At 31.1% G+C, this 21,368-nt stretch carries 21 protein-coding genes; all 21 read right to left on the bottom strand.

The window, feature by feature from the left end; all coding sequences use genetic code 11:
• Window positions 1–151: 151 nt before the first annotated feature.
• Window positions 152–904 (bottom strand): LysM peptidoglycan-binding domain-containing protein, encoded by a 753-nt coding sequence (locus ACFWUA_RS05800; protein ID WP_416197123.1) that lies wholly within the window; start codon window positions 902–904, stop codon window positions 152–154.
• Window positions 905–991: 87 nt separating this feature from the next.
• A complete protein-coding gene (locus tag ACFWUA_RS05795) occupies window positions 992–1,666 on the bottom strand; it encodes a hypothetical protein (RefSeq protein WP_416197122.1) in 675 nt (224 codons plus the stop codon).
• A 21-nt stretch (window positions 1,667–1,687) separates the two neighbouring features.
• The gene (locus ACFWUA_RS05790) at window positions 1,688–2,164 is read right to left on the bottom strand and encodes a MarR family winged helix-turn-helix transcriptional regulator (protein WP_416197121.1); all 477 of its coding nucleotides are present in this window, start codon (window positions 2,162–2,164) and stop codon (window positions 1,688–1,690) included.
• A gap of 70 nt (window positions 2,165–2,234) precedes the next feature.
• A complete protein-coding gene (locus ACFWUA_RS05785; RefSeq protein WP_416197120.1) occupies window positions 2,235–2,849 on the bottom strand; it encodes a hypothetical protein in 615 nt (204 codons plus the stop codon).
• A 115-nt stretch (window positions 2,850–2,964) separates the two neighbouring features.
• Window positions 2,965–4,302 (bottom strand): Na+/H+ antiporter NhaC family protein, encoded by a 1,338-nt coding sequence (locus ACFWUA_RS05780; RefSeq protein ID WP_416197119.1) that lies wholly within the window; start codon window positions 4,300–4,302, stop codon window positions 2,965–2,967.
• A 112-nt stretch (window positions 4,303–4,414) separates the two neighbouring features.
• The gene (locus ACFWUA_RS05775) at window positions 4,415–6,004 is read right to left on the bottom strand and encodes a DEAD/DEAH box helicase (RefSeq protein WP_416197118.1); all 1,590 of its coding nucleotides are present in this window, start codon (window positions 6,002–6,004) and stop codon (window positions 4,415–4,417) included.
• A gap of 70 nt (window positions 6,005–6,074) precedes the next feature.
• The gene (locus ACFWUA_RS05770; protein WP_416197117.1) at window positions 6,075–6,995 is read right to left on the bottom strand and encodes a TIGR01212 family radical SAM protein; all 921 of its coding nucleotides are present in this window, start codon (window positions 6,993–6,995) and stop codon (window positions 6,075–6,077) included.
• Window positions 6,996–7,050: 55 nt separating this feature from the next.
• Window positions 7,051–7,407 carry a hypothetical protein gene (locus tag ACFWUA_RS05765; RefSeq protein ID WP_416197116.1) on the bottom strand — a complete coding sequence of 119 codons (357 nt, stop codon included), beginning with the start codon at window positions 7,405–7,407 and terminating at the stop codon, window positions 7,051–7,053.
• A gap of 25 nt (window positions 7,408–7,432) precedes the next feature.
• Window positions 7,433–8,467 (bottom strand): M42 family metallopeptidase, encoded by a 1,035-nt coding sequence (locus tag ACFWUA_RS05760; protein ID WP_416197115.1) that lies wholly within the window; start codon window positions 8,465–8,467, stop codon window positions 7,433–7,435.
• Window positions 8,468–8,559: 92 nt separating this feature from the next.
• Window positions 8,560–10,734, bottom strand: a complete 2,175-nt coding sequence (locus tag ACFWUA_RS05755; RefSeq protein WP_416199182.1) for an EAL domain-containing protein — start codon at window positions 10,732–10,734, stop codon at window positions 8,560–8,562.
• 200 nt (window positions 10,735–10,934) lie between these two features.
• A complete protein-coding gene (locus tag ACFWUA_RS05750; protein WP_072744929.1) occupies window positions 10,935–11,102 on the bottom strand; it encodes a zinc-ribbon domain-containing protein in 168 nt (55 codons plus the stop codon).
• A 201-nt stretch (window positions 11,103–11,303) separates the two neighbouring features.
• On the bottom strand, window positions 11,304–11,906 hold the full coding sequence (locus ACFWUA_RS05745; protein ID WP_416199181.1) for a divergent polysaccharide deacetylase family protein: 603 nt from the start codon (window positions 11,904–11,906) through the stop codon (window positions 11,304–11,306).
• Window positions 11,907–12,055: 149 nt separating this feature from the next.
• Entirely contained in the window at window positions 12,056–12,361 is a 306-nt protein-coding gene (locus ACFWUA_RS05740) for a hypothetical protein (RefSeq protein ID WP_416197114.1), read from the bottom strand.
• Window positions 12,362–12,505: 144 nt separating this feature from the next.
• Window positions 12,506–14,689 carry a hypothetical protein gene (locus ACFWUA_RS05735; protein ID WP_416197113.1) on the bottom strand — a complete coding sequence of 728 codons (2,184 nt, stop codon included), beginning with the start codon at window positions 14,687–14,689 and terminating at the stop codon, window positions 12,506–12,508.
• Window positions 14,676–16,784 (bottom strand): efflux RND transporter permease subunit, encoded by a 2,109-nt coding sequence (locus ACFWUA_RS05730; protein ID WP_416197112.1) that lies wholly within the window; start codon window positions 16,782–16,784, stop codon window positions 14,676–14,678. Before ACFWUA_RS05730 ends, ACFWUA_RS05735 begins: the two co-directional genes overlap by 14 nt.
• Window positions 16,785–16,795: 11 nt before the next feature.
• Complete coding sequence (locus tag ACFWUA_RS05725; RefSeq protein WP_416197111.1) at window positions 16,796–16,972, bottom strand: hypothetical protein; 177 nt, start codon at window positions 16,970–16,972, stop codon at window positions 16,796–16,798.
• A gap of 14 nt (window positions 16,973–16,986) precedes the next feature.
• Entirely contained in the window at window positions 16,987–17,382 is a 396-nt protein-coding gene (locus ACFWUA_RS05720; protein WP_416197110.1) for a TetR/AcrR family transcriptional regulator, read from the bottom strand.
• A gap of 212 nt (window positions 17,383–17,594) precedes the next feature.
• On the bottom strand, window positions 17,595–18,869 hold the full coding sequence (locus ACFWUA_RS05715) for a sodium-dependent transporter (protein WP_416197109.1): 1,275 nt from the start codon (window positions 18,867–18,869) through the stop codon (window positions 17,595–17,597).
• Complete coding sequence (locus ACFWUA_RS05710) at window positions 18,806–19,441, bottom strand: glycine/betaine/sarcosine/D-proline family reductase selenoprotein B (RefSeq protein ID WP_416197108.1); 636 nt, start codon at window positions 19,439–19,441, stop codon at window positions 18,806–18,808. Before ACFWUA_RS05710 ends, ACFWUA_RS05715 begins: the two co-directional genes overlap by 64 nt.
• 25 nt (window positions 19,442–19,466) lie before the next feature.
• Window positions 19,467–20,753 (bottom strand): glycine/sarcosine/betaine reductase component B subunit, encoded by a 1,287-nt coding sequence (locus ACFWUA_RS05705; protein ID WP_416197107.1) that lies wholly within the window; start codon window positions 20,751–20,753, stop codon window positions 19,467–19,469.
• A gap of 20 nt (window positions 20,754–20,773) precedes the next feature.
• Window positions 20,774–21,145: a GrdX family protein gene (locus ACFWUA_RS05700; protein WP_416199180.1), complete on the bottom strand. Its 372-nt coding sequence runs from the start codon at window positions 21,143–21,145 to the stop codon at window positions 20,774–20,776.
• Window positions 21,146–21,368: the final 223 nt, after the last annotated feature.

Below are 21,368 nucleotides of genomic sequence, written 5' to 3'. Positions count from 1 at the left end.
AAGTCCTATTATTGCCCTATTCTTGTGCTTTTATGTAGACAATAGGAAAGTTGTCGTTTCCCTAATATAAAACTTTCTTATGAGGCACACAAAATGGCAGGTTGATGCCAAGCACCAACCTACCATTTTGTCGTTTCAATTTAAAACAATATTATCCTCTTGGCCAAGGCCATGGTATTGACCTTGGAACACATATTACTTGACCTATTTGTAAATTGTTTGGATCTACTCCTGGATTTGCTGCCATAAGTTCTTGTACTGATACATTGAACATTTGAGCTATACTATAGAAAGTATCTCCTGCCTTTATTGTATAGTAAAATCCGCCTGGGCATGGAGGTACTGGCCTTGATGGTACACATATTACTTGACCTATTTGTAAATTGTTTGGATCTACTCCTGGATTTGCTGCCATAAGTTCTTGCACTGATACATTGAACATTTGAGCTATACTATAGAGAGTATCTCCTGCCTTTATTGTATAGTAAAATCCGCCTGGGCATGGAGGTACTGGAGGTATTGGAGGTGCTGGCCTTGAAGGTATACATACTACTTGCCCTATCTGCAAATTGTTTGGATCTACTCCTGGGTTTGCCCTTAATATTGCATCTAATGGTACATTAAATCTTATTGATAATTTATAGAAAGTATCTCCGGCTTTTATGGTATAGTAAAATCCGCCGGGACATGGAGGTACAGGAGGTACAGGAGGTGCAGATTTTAATGGTATACATACTACTTGCCCTATCTGCAAATTGTTTGGATCTACTCCTGGGTTTGCCCTTAATATTGCATCTAGTGGCACATTAAATCTTATTGATAATTTATAGAAAGTATCTCCAGCCTTTATGGTATAAGGAAATGTCCCTGTTGGGCAACTTTTTTGTTTTTCATAATTGTCCAATACACTAACCACCTTTCTTTGTATATTTACTTCAATATATTTTATGCAAATATAGGTTTAAGTGTTAACAGGGACTTTGCGATAATTTTACTTAAAAATTCCATTATATCCTATGAAAGCAGCAGCTAAATAAGCAACAGTCTTTGGTATCATAAGTAATCCTATGATTGGATTGTATCTAGCAAATAATATTACTGGGATATAGAAGGCATAGGATATAAAAATCATAATGCTAAACCATTTAAACGTATTATCCCTTGAATCTTTTGAATCTTTAAATATAAGGATAGCTACCCCTAATCCCAATATCATAAGAGGAATATTTCTATACATTTCAAAATTCATAGGAGCAATTTGACTTCCCCATTGATTTCCCGGCAAAAATAGTATTATAAGCCTTGCTATTCCACAAAGTAGCAAAACAATAGTAACAATATTATGCTTCTTGTCAAATCGAGCTCTCCAAACTTCTACCAACAACATGTAAAATATAGTCACCGTAATAGAAGTAAACATCTTTCCCATGCCTAAAAGATAAGCATTTTGAGTAAGTCCTCCTTTCAAATATGCAAGTACTCTAAATCCAACATGACCAGTATCTCCCAGTGCAAGAAGAAGAAAAGCCAAAGCTAACAATTTACCTGTCTTTCTATCCTTAGAATTTAAACTATCTATATTTTTATACATCTTAATAGCCAAATACCATATGACAATCAAATAAAATATATTAAATATTATTTCCATTACGTCTTTCATTTCCATAGTCTAATTTTCCCCTTTCTATTATCTATCCACTATACTTTTTAGTATTTGAAGACCTGTAATTATAGTTTCTAATTCTTCCTTTGAAGAATTGGAAAACAAATCGTGAAAATAATCATCAATGACATTTCTAAAGCCTTTTGCAATATTGTATCCCTCTTCTGTAAGAGCTATATACACAACCCTCCTGTCTTTTTTACTTCTAGTTCTACAAACCAATTTTTGTTTCTCTAACCTATCGATGATACCAGAAACTGTCCCATTTGTAATGTACATTTCTTCACTTATATCACTAACTTTCATATTCCCATTTTTATACAACATACTCATGATTGTAATCTGCGGAACCGTCAATCCAATATCTTCAAACTTTTTCTTTATGCTATTGTTTAACTTAAAATACACTTCCTTTATAAAAGAAGCAATAATTATCCCTTCATCTGTGCTAGAAATTTTTATCCCACCTTTCAATTTATTTTGTATACTAATATTTTGCATCCAAACTAATTATAGTTTAATACTAAAATAAAGAAATGTAAAGAAAAAAACCTTATATAAATAAGGTTTTTTAATCAAATAGAGTTATTTCAGTTACATATTTGTTGTAACAGTCAACTTTTATGAATGCACCACTATTTTCATTGCCCTTTTCATTGTATTGAAATACATAGTATTCAATATTGTTTGAATTTTTTTCGACCTCATATTCTGTATTGGTAAGAACTAATTCGTCTTTCATATCTTTTAATTTTTCATTGATAAAATCCAAACTTAATTTTTCTGCTGATTTTTCATCTAATGCTTTACCATCATGATTTTCTGGCAATATTTGCTGTAAATAAAATGCTTTTTCCTCACCTTTTCCTACTCTTACATCAAAAGTATTGGAATCATTCCAAAATAAATATTGGTAATATCTACTATCATCCCCATAGTCGAAATAATTTACCTTCAAGTCATAGGAATCATCTATATCTATTCCAAAATAATATTTTATCTCATTTACTGCAATTTTCTTTCCTTTTTCTTCAATATCTTTGTCGATATTTTGATTTTCCTCTTTTCCCATTTCAGATGCTATGACAGTTTCTTCTTTTTGTGATGTATTCGCCTTTGAGCCACATCCCGAAAGCCCTGCAACTACTAAAATTCCTATTAGAATCAAGGATATTTTCTTATTCATACTTTCATCTCCCCATATATATTACTTTAATTTTCACAATTTCTATATTTTAATTATATATAGCTTTATAAATAAAGTAGTTACAAAGGGTTTACAAAAGTATGTCAATATTTATTTAGGAAACACAATTATTTTTACTAGTTTTATTAGTGACTTTTAAAAACATCATATTTATTATAGGTATGAGATAAATATAAAATGCATAGGGCAAATATTTAAAACTACTAACACCTAAAGTCATCGCCGGTATAACGCCAGATATATTCCACGGTATCATAGGCGAAAGTACAACAGCTGTATTTTCAATATCTATAGCAAATTGGTATTTATCTATATCCATCTTTTCATAAAAATCTTTCATTATTTGAATAGTAAGAACTATAGCTATTGACTGATTGCCTCCAAAAGCTGCTGTTAAAATACTTATTATAGCTGTAGCTATAAATAATCTGCATCTCGAATTTACTCCATCAAACAAATTATGAATGCCTTTCAAAAACCCTGCACTATCCAATAATCCCGCAAGAGAACAAGATATAAAAGTCATGAATATTGCTTTAAGCATAGATATAACTCCTCCTCCTTTTATTATGGAGGAAAGAAAAGTTTCTTTAGGAATACTATATCCAAAAAAAAGATATTTCATAAAATCTTGAATTTTTACTTCTTGATAAAAGTAACTTATAAAAAAAGCTACAACTATACTCAAACTCATAGATATTTTTACATTTACTTTAAATACACTCAATAAAAGTATTAAAATTGCAGGTAATAGTACCAAAAAACTTATGTTGAAATTTTTAATTATTTCCTCATTTATTTTATTTTGTGTGAAATTTAAAGGATACTTAGTAGAAATAAATATATATATTAATAAAGAAATTCCATAAGGAACAATTGTAGTTTTAAACATATTTTTTATATTCTCATAGAGATCAGTTTCAGTTAAATTGGCTATTAAATGAGCACTAGAAGACATAGGAGAACACCTATCTCCAAAATATGCCCCTGCCACAATAGCTCCTGCAGCTATATTTGAATTAAGACCTCCACTTTTAGCTATAACCATAAGGCTAAGACCTACTGTGCCTACAGTACCAAAGGCTGTTCCCAATATAAATGAAATTACAGTACATATCATAAAAGCATAGGCCACAAAATATCTTGGGTTCATAAATTCTATACCATAATAAACCATCCCTTGAACAGTACCAGAAGCCATCCATGATGCTGTTATCATTCCAATGAGTATTAGCACTTCTGAAACTATAAAAGATTTCTTTCCACCTTCGTAGGAAATTTTCATTATTTCTTTAAAAGAATATCCTCTTTTATAAGCAATAAAACAAAAAATAAAAAAACATATAGTCAAAGGAATCCCTATGAACATGTCTCTGTAAATAGAATAAATAAGTAAAATAGAAGATATTACAAATCCTAATATTTCATCCATGTTTTTTCTCCCTTATGATTGTCACTATAGTAAATTGATGTGAATCCACAAATATTATAACACAAAAAAGTTCTTTTCTACTTTCTCAGAAAAGAACTTTTTACCACTAATTTTAATGTCTTGGATTTGCTATTTCAATATTTATTTTTTTACCCTTTATTTTGTGGTTTTTAAGTCCCACAAGAACTTCTTTTACATATTCCTTTGGAACTTCTACGAACGTAAACTTATCATATATATCAACTTTTCCTATACTCTTTCTTGGAAGACTTGTTTCCCCTGTTATTGCTCCAACAATATGTCTTGGGCTTATGTTTTCTCTTCTTCCAATATTTACAAACAATCTTACCATTCCAGCTTCTGCACCAGTATTTACTACATCTAAGTCTAAATCCTCGTGTCCATCCTTTTTGTTTTCATCCATATACATTTTAAGTATTGCTGAAGCTATATCTATAGAATTGTAATCTTCTTCTAGCAAAGTATCTATAATATTTTGATACTTTGAAATTTCTTCATTATCTAGTTCATGTCTTATTTTATCCAAAAGAATATCAATTTTCTTTTCCTCTACATCACCTAATGTAGGTAAATCTTTTCTCATTATCTTAGTTTTAGTGTATTTTTGAATATCTTTTAGCTTATATATATCTCTACCTACTACAAAGCTAAAAGCCGTACCTTCTCTTCCTGCCCTTGCAGTTCTTCCTATTCTATGAACATAGTATTCTTCATCTTGTGGAATATCATAATTAAATACTATATCCACATCATCTACATCAATACCTCTAGCAGCTACATCTGTTGCAACAAGAATGTCTATATTTCCACTTCTAAATGTAGACATGACCTTATCCCTTTGAGTTTGTTTTAAATCTCCATGAAGTCCATCTGCAAAATATCCTCTTCCTTGAAGTTCCAATACAAGTTCATCTACTTTTCTCTTTGTATTGCAAAAAACAAGAGAAAGTTTTGGATTATATATGTCTATAAGTCTACACAATATCTCTGTTTTCATATTTGACTTTAGCTCAAAATAATATTGTTCTACTTTAGGTACTGTAAGTTCCTTATGAACCACTTTTATGATCTCAGGATTTTTTTGAAATTTTTTTGCAAAACTCATTATTTCTTGTGGCATCGTTGCTGAGAAAAATATAGTTTGTCTCTCCTCGGGCATTTTATCCAGTATAAGTTCAATGTCATCTCTAAATCCCATATCAAACATTTCATCTGCTTCATCAAGTACTACCATCTTTATATTTTCAGGTTTCAAAGTATGTCTATTTAAATGATCTATAACTCTTCCTGGTGTCCCAATGACAATTTGTACTCCCTTTTTCAAAGCTTTTATCTGTCTTTCAATTGGCTGCCCACCATATACAGGCAATACATATACACCTTTTTTGTATTTTGCCAATTTACTTATTTCCTCTGCCACTTGTATGCATAATTCTCTAGTAGGACACAGTACAATTGCTTGCAGTTGCCTATTATCCCCATCACACATTTCTAAAATAGGTATACCAAAAGCTGCAGTTTTTCCTGTCCCTGTTTGAGCTTGACCTATTACATCTTTACCTTCAAGTATATATGGTATAGCTTGTGATTGAATAGGAGATGCTTCTTCAAATCCCATATCCGAAACAGCTTTTTTTATCTCCTGTGAAAACTCCATGTCTTCAAATTTTAATTTTTTCATATAAATTTAAATCTTCCTTCCATAATTTATTAGCGTTTTAAGTATATCTTTATTGTTCCAAAAATGCAACTTAAATATTATAATTCTTTCCTTGAAAACTATCACGTCTTTTCAATTCCATATCTATGCCTGACAGTACCCTTAACTTATCAAGGCTCCAACGTGGTTCTACCAAAAGTTCCTTTTTCCCATCTCCCGTAAGGCGATGAATGACCATATTTTCTGGCAAGAGTTCAATAGCATCACAGACGAGATTTATATACTCATCCTTGGACAAGATATGAAAAGGATTTTTTTTGTAGTATTCATACAAATCTGTGCCTTTTTGTACATATAAAAGATGAAACTTAACTCCCCAAGTATTAGTTTTGGCCACATATCTTACAGAGTCAAGAATATCTTTTGTAGATTCTTTTGGAAGTCCAAATATAAGATGAGTAACAACTCGTATATTTCTCTTTTTTAGTTCTCTCACTGCATTTTCATATACTGATAAATCATATCCTCTTCTTATAAATTTAGCTGTATCTTCATGAATAGTTTGAAGTCCCAATTCAACCCATAGAAAAGTCTTCCTATTAAATTCTTCAAGCAAATCCAATATATCTAAAGACAAACAATCTGGTCTGGTAGCTATTGAAAGACCTGATACATCATCTAATGAAATAGCCTCTTCGTATTTTTGTCTTAAGTCTTCGCATGTAGAATAAGTATTGGTGAAATTTTGAAAGTAAGCTATATACTTTCCTTCAGGCCATTTCTTTGATAAAAACTCTTTTTGATTTCCAATCTGTTCACTAATAGACAAGCATCTTTTACCAGCAAATTCTCCAGAACCCTCTTCCCCACAAAATATACATCCTCTATTTCCTACTGTACCATCTCTATTGGGGCAAGTAAATCCGCCATCAAGAGAAAGCTTAATAGTCTTTGTGCCAAATAAATTTTTAAGTTCATAATCCAATGAATGATATCTTTTATCTTTCCACACATTATCAACCTTTCGCTAAATGAATAAGTCAGGGATAATCCCTGACCCATTTCAATTAAATTTCCATAGTATCAACTACAATTATATCATCACCAAATTCAATATCAAATTCAATCAGCATATTTCCTCTTGCGGCGCCATAGGATTTAGGCACTTCAATTATATCTAGTACATAATCTTCTTTTAATTTTTCACGAATTTTTTCTTCAAAAGATTCTAAATAAATGTATATTCTCTCATTAAGACTAAATGTTCTTCCTGAACTCACATGTTCATTTAAAACTTTCAAGTCATCTTCATTGTCTACATGATAAACAGAGTACTTCGTCAAGATATCTACTACATTTTCATCTAAATTTTTATAAGCCACTAAATACACCTTATACTTAATAGTTACTCCTTTTCCCTTCATTAATTATACCCCCTTTTAATATTAACTAATCACATAATAAATATTTTATTAAAAGCTCAGTAGTATTGTTTATGGATGATATATGAGTCCTTTCATAATGATGAGAAGCATCTACTGCAGGTCCTAAACTAGCAAAATTTATATCTTTTCCTTGACCTGCAACATGAGTAGAATCCGAGCTATAAAAATTATATAAATCTAATTTATATCTAATATTGTTTTCTTCAGCTATATCCACAAGTTTATTTCTAAATTCAAAATTGTAAGGGCTTCTCCTATCCATAGCTGCAATACTTACACTATATTCATCTGAATTTTGTCCATCTCCTACAATTCCTATATCTACAGCTATCATCTCTGCTACTTTTTCAGGTTCTCCTGCTACTCCATGACCTATTTCTTCATAATTGCTAATAAAGAAATGTGTTGTATATTTAGGTTTTAAATTGTTTTCACTGAAATACCTGACAATTTCAACTAATATTGCAACAGCCAATTTATCATCTAAATATCTAGATTTGACAAATCCTGAATCTGTTATTTCTGTTCTAGTATCCATGCAAATAAAATCTCCAATATTTATTCCCAAATTAAGTACATCTTCTTTAGAAGCAACAATCTCATCAAGTCTTATAAACATATTTTCTCCATTTCTAGTTGCATCTCTATCTGCACCATATATATGAGCAGAAGCCATCTTAGGAATGACAGAACCACGAATTTTTTTACCCTTCCTAGTAATTATGTAACAATTCTCCCCTTCAATAGAGCTCCAACTACCACCGCCAATTTTCCCATATTTAATCCTACCATCATTTGTAATCTCTTTAACCATGCAACCTAATGTATCAATATGTGCTGTAATCATCACATGTCTATCATTGTTTTCTCCTTCTAACGTTCCAATTAACGCTCCCTTATTTGTCAATTCTGTTTTTAATCCAAACTTTTCAAAATCTTTTTTTACTTCTAGAGTAGCCTCTCTTGTATACCCTCCTGGACTAGGAATTTGAAGATATTTTTTCATAGTTTCTAAAATAAACTCTGTATTTATTTCCATGTTTCTTCCTCCTTATGTATGTAGAAAGTTTTTTATTATATATTTATATTATATCAAATATTCGTTAAATATTTAATTTATAGAAATGTTTTTTATTTAAGAAATTTTTCAAATCCCTTTGATGAGACAGGTTTACTATAAAAATATCCTTGAACCTTGTCACAATTGTTTTCCTTCAAAAACTGTATATGTTCTATAGTTTCTGCACCTTCAGCTGTAACTTGTAAATTTAACTCATGAGCTAAATGTATTATAGCTTTCACAATTGACATGTTTTTAGTATTGGTATTTACATCCATGATAAAAGTTCTGTCAATTTTCAATTCATCAACACTCATCTCTTTTAAATAGCTAAAACTTGAATATCCTGTGCCAAAATCATCTATAGATATATATACACCTAAACTTTTCATTTTTTTAAGAACTTCAATAGTATATTTTATATCAGTCATTGCTATGCTTTCTGTAATCTCAAGTTCTAAATATTGAGATTCAAGTCCAGTACTTTCCAATATATTCTCAACAATATCAACAAAATCTTTCTGTTGAAACTGTACCCCAGAAATATTTACTGAAACCCTTATAGGCTTATACCCTTTGTCCATCCATGCTTTATTTTGTCTACATGCTTCTCTCAATACCCATTCACCTATAGGTAGTATAAGCCCCATTTCTTCTGCTATAGGTATAAAATGATTTGGCCCTATAAGTCCCTTATCAGGACTATTCCACCTAATCAAAGCTTCCATACCTTGGACTTCTCCTGAATTTATATCTATCTTGGGCTGATAATACAATTCAAATTCATTTCTTTCTACTGCTCTTCTCAATTGACTTATAGTTTTTACTTTATTTATCTCGATATCACTCAATTCTTTGTTGTAAATATATAAATTGTTGCCCCCGCTTTTTTTAGCCCTATACATAGCCATATCTGCATTTTTAACTAATGTTGTAAAATCCTTTCCCCCTTCTGGATAAATACTGACTCCTACACTAGCCGTTAAAAAATGTTTATATCTACTCAGTAAAAAAGGTTCACTCATTTTATCTAAAACTTGTTTGGCAAATTCTACTACTTCATTTTCATCTTCTATATTTTTCATGAGTATAAGAAATTCATCCCCTCCAAATCTAGCTAATATATCTCCATCTTTAATTATATTTTCTATCCTTTTACCTACTAAATTTAATATATGGTCTCCAGTATCATGACCTAATGTATCATTTATATCTTTAAATCTATCAATATCAAAATAAAGCACTGCCAATCTATTGCCTTTTTTTTCAATTTCTTCTACGATATCAGAAAACTTTTTTGCTAAATACAATCTATTAGGCAAATCAGTTATTGCATCATAATAAGCCAATCTATATATTTGTTCTTGATGAGAAATAAGATTTTTATTCGCCTCTTCTAACTCACTAGTTCTCTTTTCAACTTCCGTTGCTAGTTGTTTGTTCCACCCCGACAATATAAAAAACACCAGCAATATAACAAAAACTATAACCACTATTTGTTTTTTATACACTTTAAATAGATCTTTCTTTCCATAGTATTCTTCCCCAAACCATTTTTGATATATTTTATCATAGGTTCCATTCCTTTTTATTTCTTTTATACCTCTATTCAATATATCTGCAACCTCTTGCTTGTCTTTAGTAGTCACAGGTCCATATTCTACTTCTCCCATTGGTTCTCCAACTATTTTGACCATATCAGCCTTTTTCATTTTCTGTAAATAATACAGTCCCGTCTGTCTATTTCCTAGAAAAGCTTCTACTTCTCCATTCAACAAAGCTTCTATCCCATCTTTTTGGTTGTCTTTAGGCCTTAAAATAACCCTAGAAATATCATTTAATATTTCTTCATTTATATCACCTTTTTGAAAAGCTACCTTAACTCCAGTTAAATCTTCTATACCTGAAATATAATTTGTATCTTTAAGCACAAATATAGCCTGTGAATTTTTAACTGTAGGAATTGAAAATAAAAACTTATTCGCTCTTGTAGGTGTTTTCGACATACCTTGAATAGCATCTACTTTTCCAGCCTCAAGTGCATATACTGCCTGATTCCATGCCATAGGAATTATTTCTATTTCTATTCCTTCTTCAATAGCTATAGCTCTCATGATATCAACATTAAAACCTTTATAGTTGCCTTTTTCATCTATAAATTCATAAGGAGGGTGATTGTTGTCTCCCGCTACTCGAAGAACCTTTATTTCTTCTGCAAAAACAGGTTCACAAGCCATTATAAACATGCTCAAAATAAATAAAACCGAAAATATAAATTTGTTTTTTTTAAGTTCACAGCACTCATCCTCATTTCTTTTAATGAACACATAATTATTTATTCTACATAAATTGACTATTTCCTCCTAATAAAGACATTTTAATAAAATATTTGTCTAAAAAATAAAACCTTATGAGAATTTCCTCTCATAAGGTTTATAATCTACAACTATCTTCTAAATCTTCTATCGTTATTTCTTTCTTTTCTCTTCTTTCTACAATCTGGACATCTTTGAGGTTCATTTTCAAATCCTTTTTCTTTATAAAAAGCTTGTTCACCTTCAGTAAAAATAAATTCTTTTCCACAATCTTTGCAAACAATAGTCTTATCTGCCATTTCAACATTCCTCCTTTACCTTGATTTTAGATTTAAAACAGATTCACATGGGATTCCCAAAAGAGGAATGCTGTTAATCTTTTAAATCTTTAAATTCATAATTAGCATATCATTTTTATAATCAATATGCAATAAAAATTTTAACTATATTTACTTATTATTATATTCCTAAAATCGATAAAATTATACATTAATTTATGCTTATTTAAAATATTTTTTTAGTTCTGATAAATATATGAACTCTATCCCTTTTTTCTTCATTTCTTCAGATTTTTTATTTATTGCAGCAACAGTTACTTTTCCCCCTTGACCTCCTATATGACCTATCCCAATTGAATATCCTCTATTCAAAGCTATATCAGAAAGCTTATACATTGCATTTTCTATATCTTCAATATTTTTAGAGTTATCTAAAAATACATCCCTTGCAAAATATACTACATCTAAATCCGATGTTATTTCTTCTGCAACAGAATATTCTCCTGTTTTGCTATCTAAGAAAAATAAATCTTTCTCTTTGGCTATTTTTAAAACCTCCGTCATAATTCTCTCATCCTTCATAATCTTTGAACCCATATGATTATTTATCCCTTTAGCCCATTTCACTTCTTCAAGGCCGTCTTCAACAATCTCCCTAACTTCTTCATTAGATTTATTGCAAGTTATAGGCCGTGGCCCAAGCCACTCGGGAAGCCCTTTTTCAGGTTCCATAGGTAAATGCAATATGACCTCAAATCCAGCTTCATGACTTCTATTTGCATCTTCTTGTGTATACTCCAAAAAAGGCATCACTGCAACAGTTATATGAAAATAAAAAGTATATTATTACATTTATATTTGAAGGGAGATATAATACAAAAATTGTAATTCTATATTCAATTCCCTTTAATTTGTAAATATATGTATTATAATAAATCAAAAGTGGGAATACTAAATTCCCACCTTTAGCCTAGCTATTCATCTAGCATATTATCTCTAAAAAATTTAATCAAACCATACTGTGCAAGTATGTCCATAAATTGATCATAAGTAGAACCTTCCACGCCTTTAATCATTGAATTCTCTTTGTATCTCTGCTCATTTGCTTTTATTTCTTTTCTGAATATTTCATAATACTCTTCCTTAGTATTGCAATCTTTTAAAATTTCTGCATATCTATCATAGTCTTTAGAAAGTTCCTCCACGAAGAATTTGTCCAGTTCGGGATATCTACTTACATATTCTTTAAGTACTTCTTCTTTTTTTCTCAATTTTATCATGCTTTCACCCTCTTTTTATATTGTCAAAATAATAAAATTGCTTATATATATATATATTAGCACAATTTTCGGTATAATTGTGAATTTTCCAAAAACTTTTTTTAAAAAATCACACCTTAGTAAACGCTAAGGTGTGATTTTTTGTTAATTTGCCTTTTTAAATAAGTTCTTTAACCAATTGAAAAATCCACCTTTATCTCTTTGGTTATTGTTTGTATCTATTTCCACTTTTTCTTTTTCCATTTTCAATTCTTCTGTCTTCATAACAAATTTTACGCTTCCATCCATTTCATCAGCTATTCCAGTGAAACTCTTATAATCATTTGACAAATTTAATATTTTATCTTTTGTATTCATTATATCAGCTATATTGAAATCACTATCTTGAACTCTATTGCTCATCTCAAGAATTCCTTCTTGATAGAATTTTTTCATTCCTTCATCTAATTCTTTTGAGCCATCAGTCAATTTTTTTGAACCCTCTTTCAATGCCCCACCAGCACTTGAAAGTTGACTGGTCCCTTTTGCTAATTCATTTGCTCCTTTATTTAAATCATTAGCTCCTACATTTAATTGTCCTAATCCATTTGTCAATTTTTCAGTTCCTTGTACAAGCTTATTAGCTCCTTCATTAAATCCTTTAACTCCTTCATTGGCTTGTTTTGCACTTTCATTTAATTGATTAGCTCCAGCCATAAGCCCTTGACTACCAACTACTAATTGCTTTGATGCATCTCCTAATCCACTAGTTCCTTTAGCAAGTTCATCTAATCCATATGCTACTTTCTTTTGCCCTTCATTTACTTTTCCAATATTTTCACTAAGTTGTGAACTAGCCATCTGGGCTTGTTTTATTCCTTCTTCTACTTGGTTTAATCCAGATATCAATTGATTGCTTGACTGTTTCAATCCTTCTAGTGCCATCTTTTGTTTTCCAAATCCATCAAGCATTTTAGCTGCTATTCCATCAGCTCCTGGTACTTTTGAAAGTCCATTTGCTGCGGCTTCCAACCCTTCAACACCTTTTAACAATATATTTACAACTTCTAATTCTTTCTCTTTGCCTTTCTTTATTTGTTCAATAGCATCTAAACTGTTCTTTAATCCTTCAGTCAATTGTTCTTGACCATTTTGTATCTTTTCTGTTCCCTGAACTAGCTCATTTATGCCACTGCTCATCATTTGAGTTTTTTCAGGAATTTGACTCACTCCATTAGCTACTTGCTCAGCACCTTTTGAAAATTCTTGAGCCTTTGAACTAAATTCTATAGATCCTTGGCCTAATCCAATAAACCCTTGTCCTAATTTGTTTGCACCATCATTTAATGCCTTGACTCCATTCTTAATTTCTTTGCTTCCTTCATAAGAAGCATTTACTCCATCTTTTAACTTAGCTGAGCCATCTTTTAATGCATTGGCTCCTACATTTACCTTATCTACACCATTTACAAACTCACTTATGCCATCATTTAATGTAGTTTGGCCTTCATACAATTTTCCAGTAGCTTCACTTAATTTTTCACTGGCATCCTTTATCTTTTCAATTCCATCAATTAGCTCATCAAAATCCCCTGCATTTTCAAAATCCTTAACTTCTGGCAATTCTGAAGTAACAGTAAGAACTACTGAACCCATTTCAAATCCTTCCACATCTGCAGTAACAACCAAAGTCTCTGGAATATCTATAATATTTGTATCTAAGTCTAGACTTTGCTTTAATCCAGGAAGTGTCACATAAGTTATTACTTGATTATTTCCATCTGAAACAAGTTTTCCACTATTTATTTTCACATTGCTAAATGTATCTATTGGCAAGTTCATAACTACAATACCAACAAATGGTGTGTACACATCTTTTTCTTTTCCACTATCTAATTTAATGACATGACTATCTTTGTTGACTACAGAAACATTTATTTTAACCTTCCCAGACTTTCCCAACATATCTTTAGGATTCATTCTTTTGCCATCTAAATAATATTGAATTCTAAGTTCTACTGGCAATTCTTTATCTGTAGTTCCTTGATAAAATATATCCTTCTTATCCGTATTCCAAATAATTTTGTCTCCATTTATTTCTGGCACTTCATCGCCTTTTACATTTTTTATATCTTTTAATGAAGTCTTATCCTCAATTTTCCCAAGAGCTGAATCAGAATGTAACCATATACTTGATATTTTCTCAACAGGAGCTCCCTCTGGATCCAAATTTATAAAAACTGTTTCATTTTTAGTCACAACCCCTTCAGCAAATGCTACAGTTGACATTGCCATCATCAAAACTAAAAATAAACTCAATACTCTCACAAGTTTCCTATTTGTTCTCATATATAATCTTTCCTCCTTTTATTTTATCAGCAATACTTTTGTTCCAGTTTTTTGATGTTGATTTGATAAATCCTTCAAATGCAAGCAATACTCCTGGTAATATAAATAATATAACCCCCGTACTAATTAAAGCTCCTCTAGCTATCATGACACTCATGGATTTAATGATTTCTATCTCTGATATAACACCTACTCCAACCGTTGCTGCAAAAAAAGTAAATCCACTTGTAACTATTGATTTTGCTGATTCTCTTACTGCTATTTCCATAGCTTCAAATTTGTCATGGCCATTTCTTATCTCTTCTCTAAACCTTGTAGTCAAAAGAATTGCATAGTCAACTGTTGCTCCCAGCTGTATAGAACCTATAATTATTGAAGCTATAAAAGGTATCGAATTTCCTGCATAAAATGGTACACACATATTTATAAATATTGCCAATTCAATAACCAATATTAAAAAAATTGGTATTGATATCGATGTAAATACAAACATTACAATGACAAATATAGCTAATGTAGAAATTATATTTACTTTTTTGAAATCTGTATCTGTAATTTTTATCAAATCTTTTGTAAGTACTCCTTCTCCAGTTAATATAGCTTTGTCATCATACTTCTTAACAATAGAATTTATTGCATCTATTTGAGCGTTTTCTTCATCTGTTGCTGCTTTAAATTTTGAATTTATAAGTATAAGTTTATATCCACTTTGTTGAAATACATCCTTTACCTCTTGTGGTATAAAAGTTTCTGGAACACTAGGTCCTAGGAATTTTTCATAACTTACAGCTCTTTCTACACCATCAAGTTTCTCAATTTCATCTATCATCTGCTTCATTTCAAAGTTTGGCACTTTTTCAGAAACTAAAACCATATGAGTAGTTATCATATTATATTCATTTTTTAACTTTCTAAAAGCAATTACTGATTCTATATCATCTGGCAATGATTCATCTATATTGTAATAAACTTCATTGTGGCTTTGGCCATAAAATGCTGGCAAGAATATAAGTATTGCTATGATTATGAAAGTCTTATAGTGTTTTGTGACTAATTTAGCTAATCCATCAAATTCAGGTAACACTGTCTTGTGACTAAATCTATGAATTAACTTGTCAAACACCAACATGAAAGCTGGCAATGTAGTTACTACAGAAATAAGCCCTAATAGCACTCCCTTTGCCATTACAAGTCCTATATCCTTACCTATAGTCAATTCCATAAAACATATAGCCAAGAAACCTGCAATTGTAGTAAGTGAACTTCCAACAATTGAAGCAGCTGTCTTTTGGATTGCATTTGCCATAGCCTGATTTTTATCATCTAATTTTTCACATTCCTCATCATATCTGTGAAGAAGGAATATTGAATAGTCCATTGTAACTCCAAGTTGCAATACTGCAGCTAAGGATTTAGTTACATAGGAAATCTCTCCAAAAAATATATTGGTTCCAAAGTTGTACATTATGGCATAAGCCATACTTAAAAGTATAATAAAAGGAATAAATGTTGATTCAAGAGTTAAAGCCAACACTACAATTGCAAATATTACAGCCATAAGTACATATATTGGAGTTTGTTTATCTGCTATATCTATAGTATCTCTCATCGCTGAAGCTGTACCGCTTAAAAAACATTGTTTGTTCAACAATTTTCTTATACCCACTACAGCCTCTTGAGTAGTATCTGAAGAAACTTTATCACTAAATTGAATCATCATAAGTGTAGAGTTTTCTCTATAAAAAGCATCTTTTAAATCCTTTGGAAGTATCTCTTCAGGTATTCCAGTATCCACAAAATCATCTACCCAAATTACCTTTTCAACACCCTCTACATTTGTAATCTTTTCTTTTAATTTTGCAACATCTTTAGACTCCATATTTTCTACAATTAAAAAACTAAGACCAGAGTTTTTAAAATCATCACTTAATATTCTTTGACCTTTTACTGAATCCAATTTTTCAGGTAAATAAGTCAATATATCATAGTTTATTCTAGTCTTTGCCATCCCATAAAATGATGGCAACAACAAGAGTGTGGCCACTATTATCACTAGCACTCTATTCTTTGCTATGAAATAACCAAATTTATTCATATAATCATCTCCTATATAATTTTCTTTATAATTTCAAATAATATTGGTTTCATTTCATCTATATTTGTAGGTTCCCTCAATACTATACAACTATAGCAAACTGACCCAACCAATTCTAAAATAATGAATATAACCTTTTCAATATCACCTTCTTTCAAATCATGGTCCTTAAGACCCTCCTCAAACATATAGTAGATCTCATTTATCCTTTATAGTCCTTATAAGCCTTTCTCACCACTCCCCAAGAAAGATTCTTATAAATAAGTTTAAGTAGTAGCTTATTTTGTTTCAAATACTCTATTATATAATCTATAAAATACAATAGCTTTTCTTCAAAACTATCGAATTCCTTTGTATTGGTATTTTCAATAGCTTCAACAAGTATTTCAGAACTTTTATCTAAAATTATCTTGTCAAGTACGTCATATTTGTCTTTGAAGTATAGATAGAAAGTTCCTTTTGCCACTCCTGCTTTTTTAACTATATCGCTAATTGCCGTATTATGTATACCCTGTGTGGTAAATAATTCATAAGCGGCAGCATATAGAGAATCTTCCTTTTGCCTTTTATTTATTTCAACCTTTGATATGTGTTTCATATTTCACCTCCAAATATGACCATCGGTCAGTACAAAACATATTATACCCTTATAATGACCATTAGTCAACTTTTTTATGAGGATTTTTTTATTCTTTTTTTGGGCATAGAACCTTGATACAATCTACATTGGAAAAATTGTTAAAAAAAATAACGGAATGAAATTTCATTCCGTTATTTTTTAAGTCTACTTTTATATAAAATTTTTCCCTACTAAAACATTCCTGTGATAAGTATTATAATTAATGCTACTGGAATAACAAATTTAACTAATGGAGCCCACCAATCATATACTTTAAATTTAGATGCTCCAATATTTGTTTCTTCTTGATATTTATCAAATTTCCAAACAAATAGTGTATATAAGGACAATATCAACGCACCTAAAGGCATCATAATATTTCCAGATAAATAATCTGCAAAGTCAAAGAAGTTTCTTCCACCAATTTTTATATCTGCCCATGGCCCTTGAGCCATTATAGTTGGAAATCCTATGATGAATATAAGAGCCAAACTTACCCATACAGCTTTTTTTCTATTCATCTTAAATAATTCTGTTCCAGTTGTAACTATAGGCTCTAAATATCCCAATGCTGAAGAAAGTGCAGCAAAGAATACCAATAAAAAGAACATTCCACCAAAGAAATTACCTGCTGGCATATGAGAGAATAAATTTGACATAGTAACAAATAATAAACTTGGACCTGCATCTGGTTGAAGTCCTAATGCAAATATTGCTGGGAATATAACTACACCTGCTATCAATGCTGCCAATGTATCAAATCCTATTATTATAAGTCCATCTGTTGGTATATCACTATCTTTTTTAAGATAACTACCATAGATAAATGCTCCACCACTAGCTATACCTATTGAGAAGAAGCATTGACCTAGTGCATCAAGCCAAACACGTCCATTTATTTTTGAAAAATCAACTCTTAAATACCACTTAAGTCCTTCCATTGCTCCAGGTAAAGTAAGTGATCTTATAGCTAATATAATAAGCATTATAAACAATGTAGGCATCATTATCTTACATGCTTTTTCTATACCCTTTTCTAATCCTTTAGCAGAAATAAGTCCAATAATTATAGCACATGCCAATGTAGCTCCAGCTACTGCACCAGTATTTGATGTAAAATCAACAAAAGCCTGTGCATATCCTTCTGCTGTAAGGCCAGCTAAACTGCCTGAAATCATCTTAAATAAATAAGCTAATATCCATCCCATTATCTGTATATAATAAGTCAAAATATAATAAGTCAAAATTACAAATGCCGAAAGTACTCCAAACCAGCCAAATAATACCCAAGGACTACCTTTCTTTGTAAGAGATCTCATACCTTCTACTGAACTCATTTGAGTTTTTCTTCCTAAACTCATTTCCATTGTAAACAAAGGAATACCTATCAATGCACAAATTATTAAATATACAAATACAAAAGCCCCTCCACCATTGACACTGCTGTTAAATATGGAAATCTCCATATGTTTCCAAGCCCTATGGAAAAACCTGCAGCCGCCATTATCTGAAAAAACAGTAAGTCTCTTTCCTTGTGGTATATAACCTTCTTCTTCTGGAAGTACTTCTTCACTATATTTGCCATAACTGGTAATGCTTTTCTCATTCCTGCTGCTGAATCAGATGTACTAGCAATTATTACTTGTCCCTTGCAAACATCTACCCCTGGGTTTTCGACATACATTCCAGTCACTGCAGGAATATTTAATTGTTCTACAATGGCTTTTGCAATTTCTCCACAAGCCATTCCATATCTCCCTGCATTGAAAGCAGGACCTGTAACTACTATATCTGGATTAGTCTTTTTAACTATGTCAAGAATAAATTTCATAGCTTCTTCTTTGTTTTCATTAAAATAGTTGTCTCCACAAATAATAGTACCTATTACTTCCCCTTCTTCACTTATAAGTCCATTAAATCCTAATGCTGGTCCTACGGTTTCTTCTTTATACATAGGCTCTATTCCTGCCTTATCCTCTCCGCCTATCTGACCAAAAAACTGATTTACATAGTATAGTACTTTGTATTTCTCTGCCATATTCTACATCCTCCCTTCCATATGATTAGTACAATTTAACTGTACAATTATGATATCCTATTTCTGAAGTAGCTCCTATTACAGCATTTAATTCACACATCAGTGTTCCATCTTCCAATAGAGCTCCATCCCATCCTCCTGCTAGAGTAGCTATGCTTTCAGCATTTCCTATTACCTTATCAGCAGGTGGCAATGTAACAACATGACTTACGTTTCCAGTAGATATAACAGCTACTGCTTCGCTTGCTGTATCAGTTAAAGGTTGACTCATTCCATCTCTTCCTGAACATTCATCAGTGATTAAAGCAGTTTTTATTCCTGCATTTTCTAATCTCTTGCAAATCATAACTAAGTCTGAGTCTGGATTTCCATAACCTTCTTCTGATACGATAACACCATCTGCTCCAAGAGTCTTACACAATTTTGCGGTATAATCACAAGTTCTGAACTTACCTTCCAAAGTAGTAAGCTCTGGAGTCAATATTACTCCTAAGAAGTTTATTGTTTTCCCATGTTGTGCATATAAATCCAATATTACTGAATTGTTTTGATGTTGATAAGTTGTAATCTTGTCACAAGCTGCTACACAGTTCCCACTGATTACAGCACCATCAAGTTCTTCATTTGGATGAATAAGGGTTGGCAATATAAGTTGGCTATTTACACCATATATATAACCATCATGAAGCAATCCTTGTGAAATAAGCATTTCTACATATAATACCTTTGGCAAATCTGGATATTTTTTAGTTTCTAAAGCATTGCTTTCCATCTCATAAGTTAGAACTTCATCTGGTTCAACTTTTCTTCCTGCTTCGCCAATAAATTCTGCTGCTTTAAGACCAGCAAGTCTTACAGTAGCCTCATGAGTATGTGGATCCAATCCTTCAACAGGAGTTATATCTACAACTAGATTATAAGTTTTGGAAAAAGGTGTCCATTTTGCTCCTTCTCCCCACATATCCACAACACCTTCTTGGAAACCTACAATATCTCCAACTGTTACAACAGCAGCACCATATAGTACATTAACTTTTCCATCTCCAAGTTGAGCTATTTTAGTTGATGCTCCAGGGAAACCGTTTCCTGCCCCTTCAATTTTTACTCTAGGTTCTATCACGTCTTTTACTGGAATAATTCTTACCTTTTCTCCTGGTCTTGCAATATCAACTTTTATATCCTTAATTCTTTCATCTTCCTTAAGCTTTTCAATTAAATCCTCTTTGTTTACAGTTAGAACCCCATTTTCTACAGCAAGTTTGTCCCCAAACTGTATATCTTTTATGTGAATTCTTCTAAGTTCTAATTTCAAGCAAATCACCTCCGAATTTTTTAAATACAACTTTCACAAGAATTGCTATTTAAACTTTTTAGTGTTGATTCTAAAAGTTCATTGTCAATTAATTGGTAGTCTTCCTTGTTGTCCCAGTCTGCATTTCTCACTTCCATATGTTTTTTATAACTGATAATACTATTTTCAATAATCTCTACACTAAAAACATCGATTTCTTCTACTTTTTCTCCAACTATTATAGAACGATAAGGAGAAAAAAGCATTCTAATACTTGCCCCAAGTGGATGACTCACCAATACAAAATCTTTATGGACCAAATCTCTAACACTTATCAGTACATCTAAAAATGAGCCTTCTACAAAATGTACATTTTCATACTTATCTTTTACACGTGGATTGTTTGTAACTATTAGAAATTTCGCTTTTCTTCGCCTCCTTTCAAAATAAAATAAAACAATTTGTATTCTACTTGTATACTATAAATATTTGATAAGTATATTATATATATTTTTTAGAAATCCTTCAAGTCCTTTTAAGAATTTTGTTAAAATTTCTACATTCTTTCATGGAAATTTTCGCAAAAAAAGTCCTAGAACTATTTTTTTAAATAATTCTAGGACTTTTCCCAAAAAA

Source organism: Sporanaerobacter sp. (assembly GCF_047830725.1).
GTDB lineage: Bacteria > Bacillota > Clostridia > Tissierellales > Sporanaerobacteraceae > Sporanaerobacter.
The sequence above is the reverse complement of the archived record's forward strand: the minus strand, read 5'-3'. Positions and strand labels throughout refer to the sequence as shown.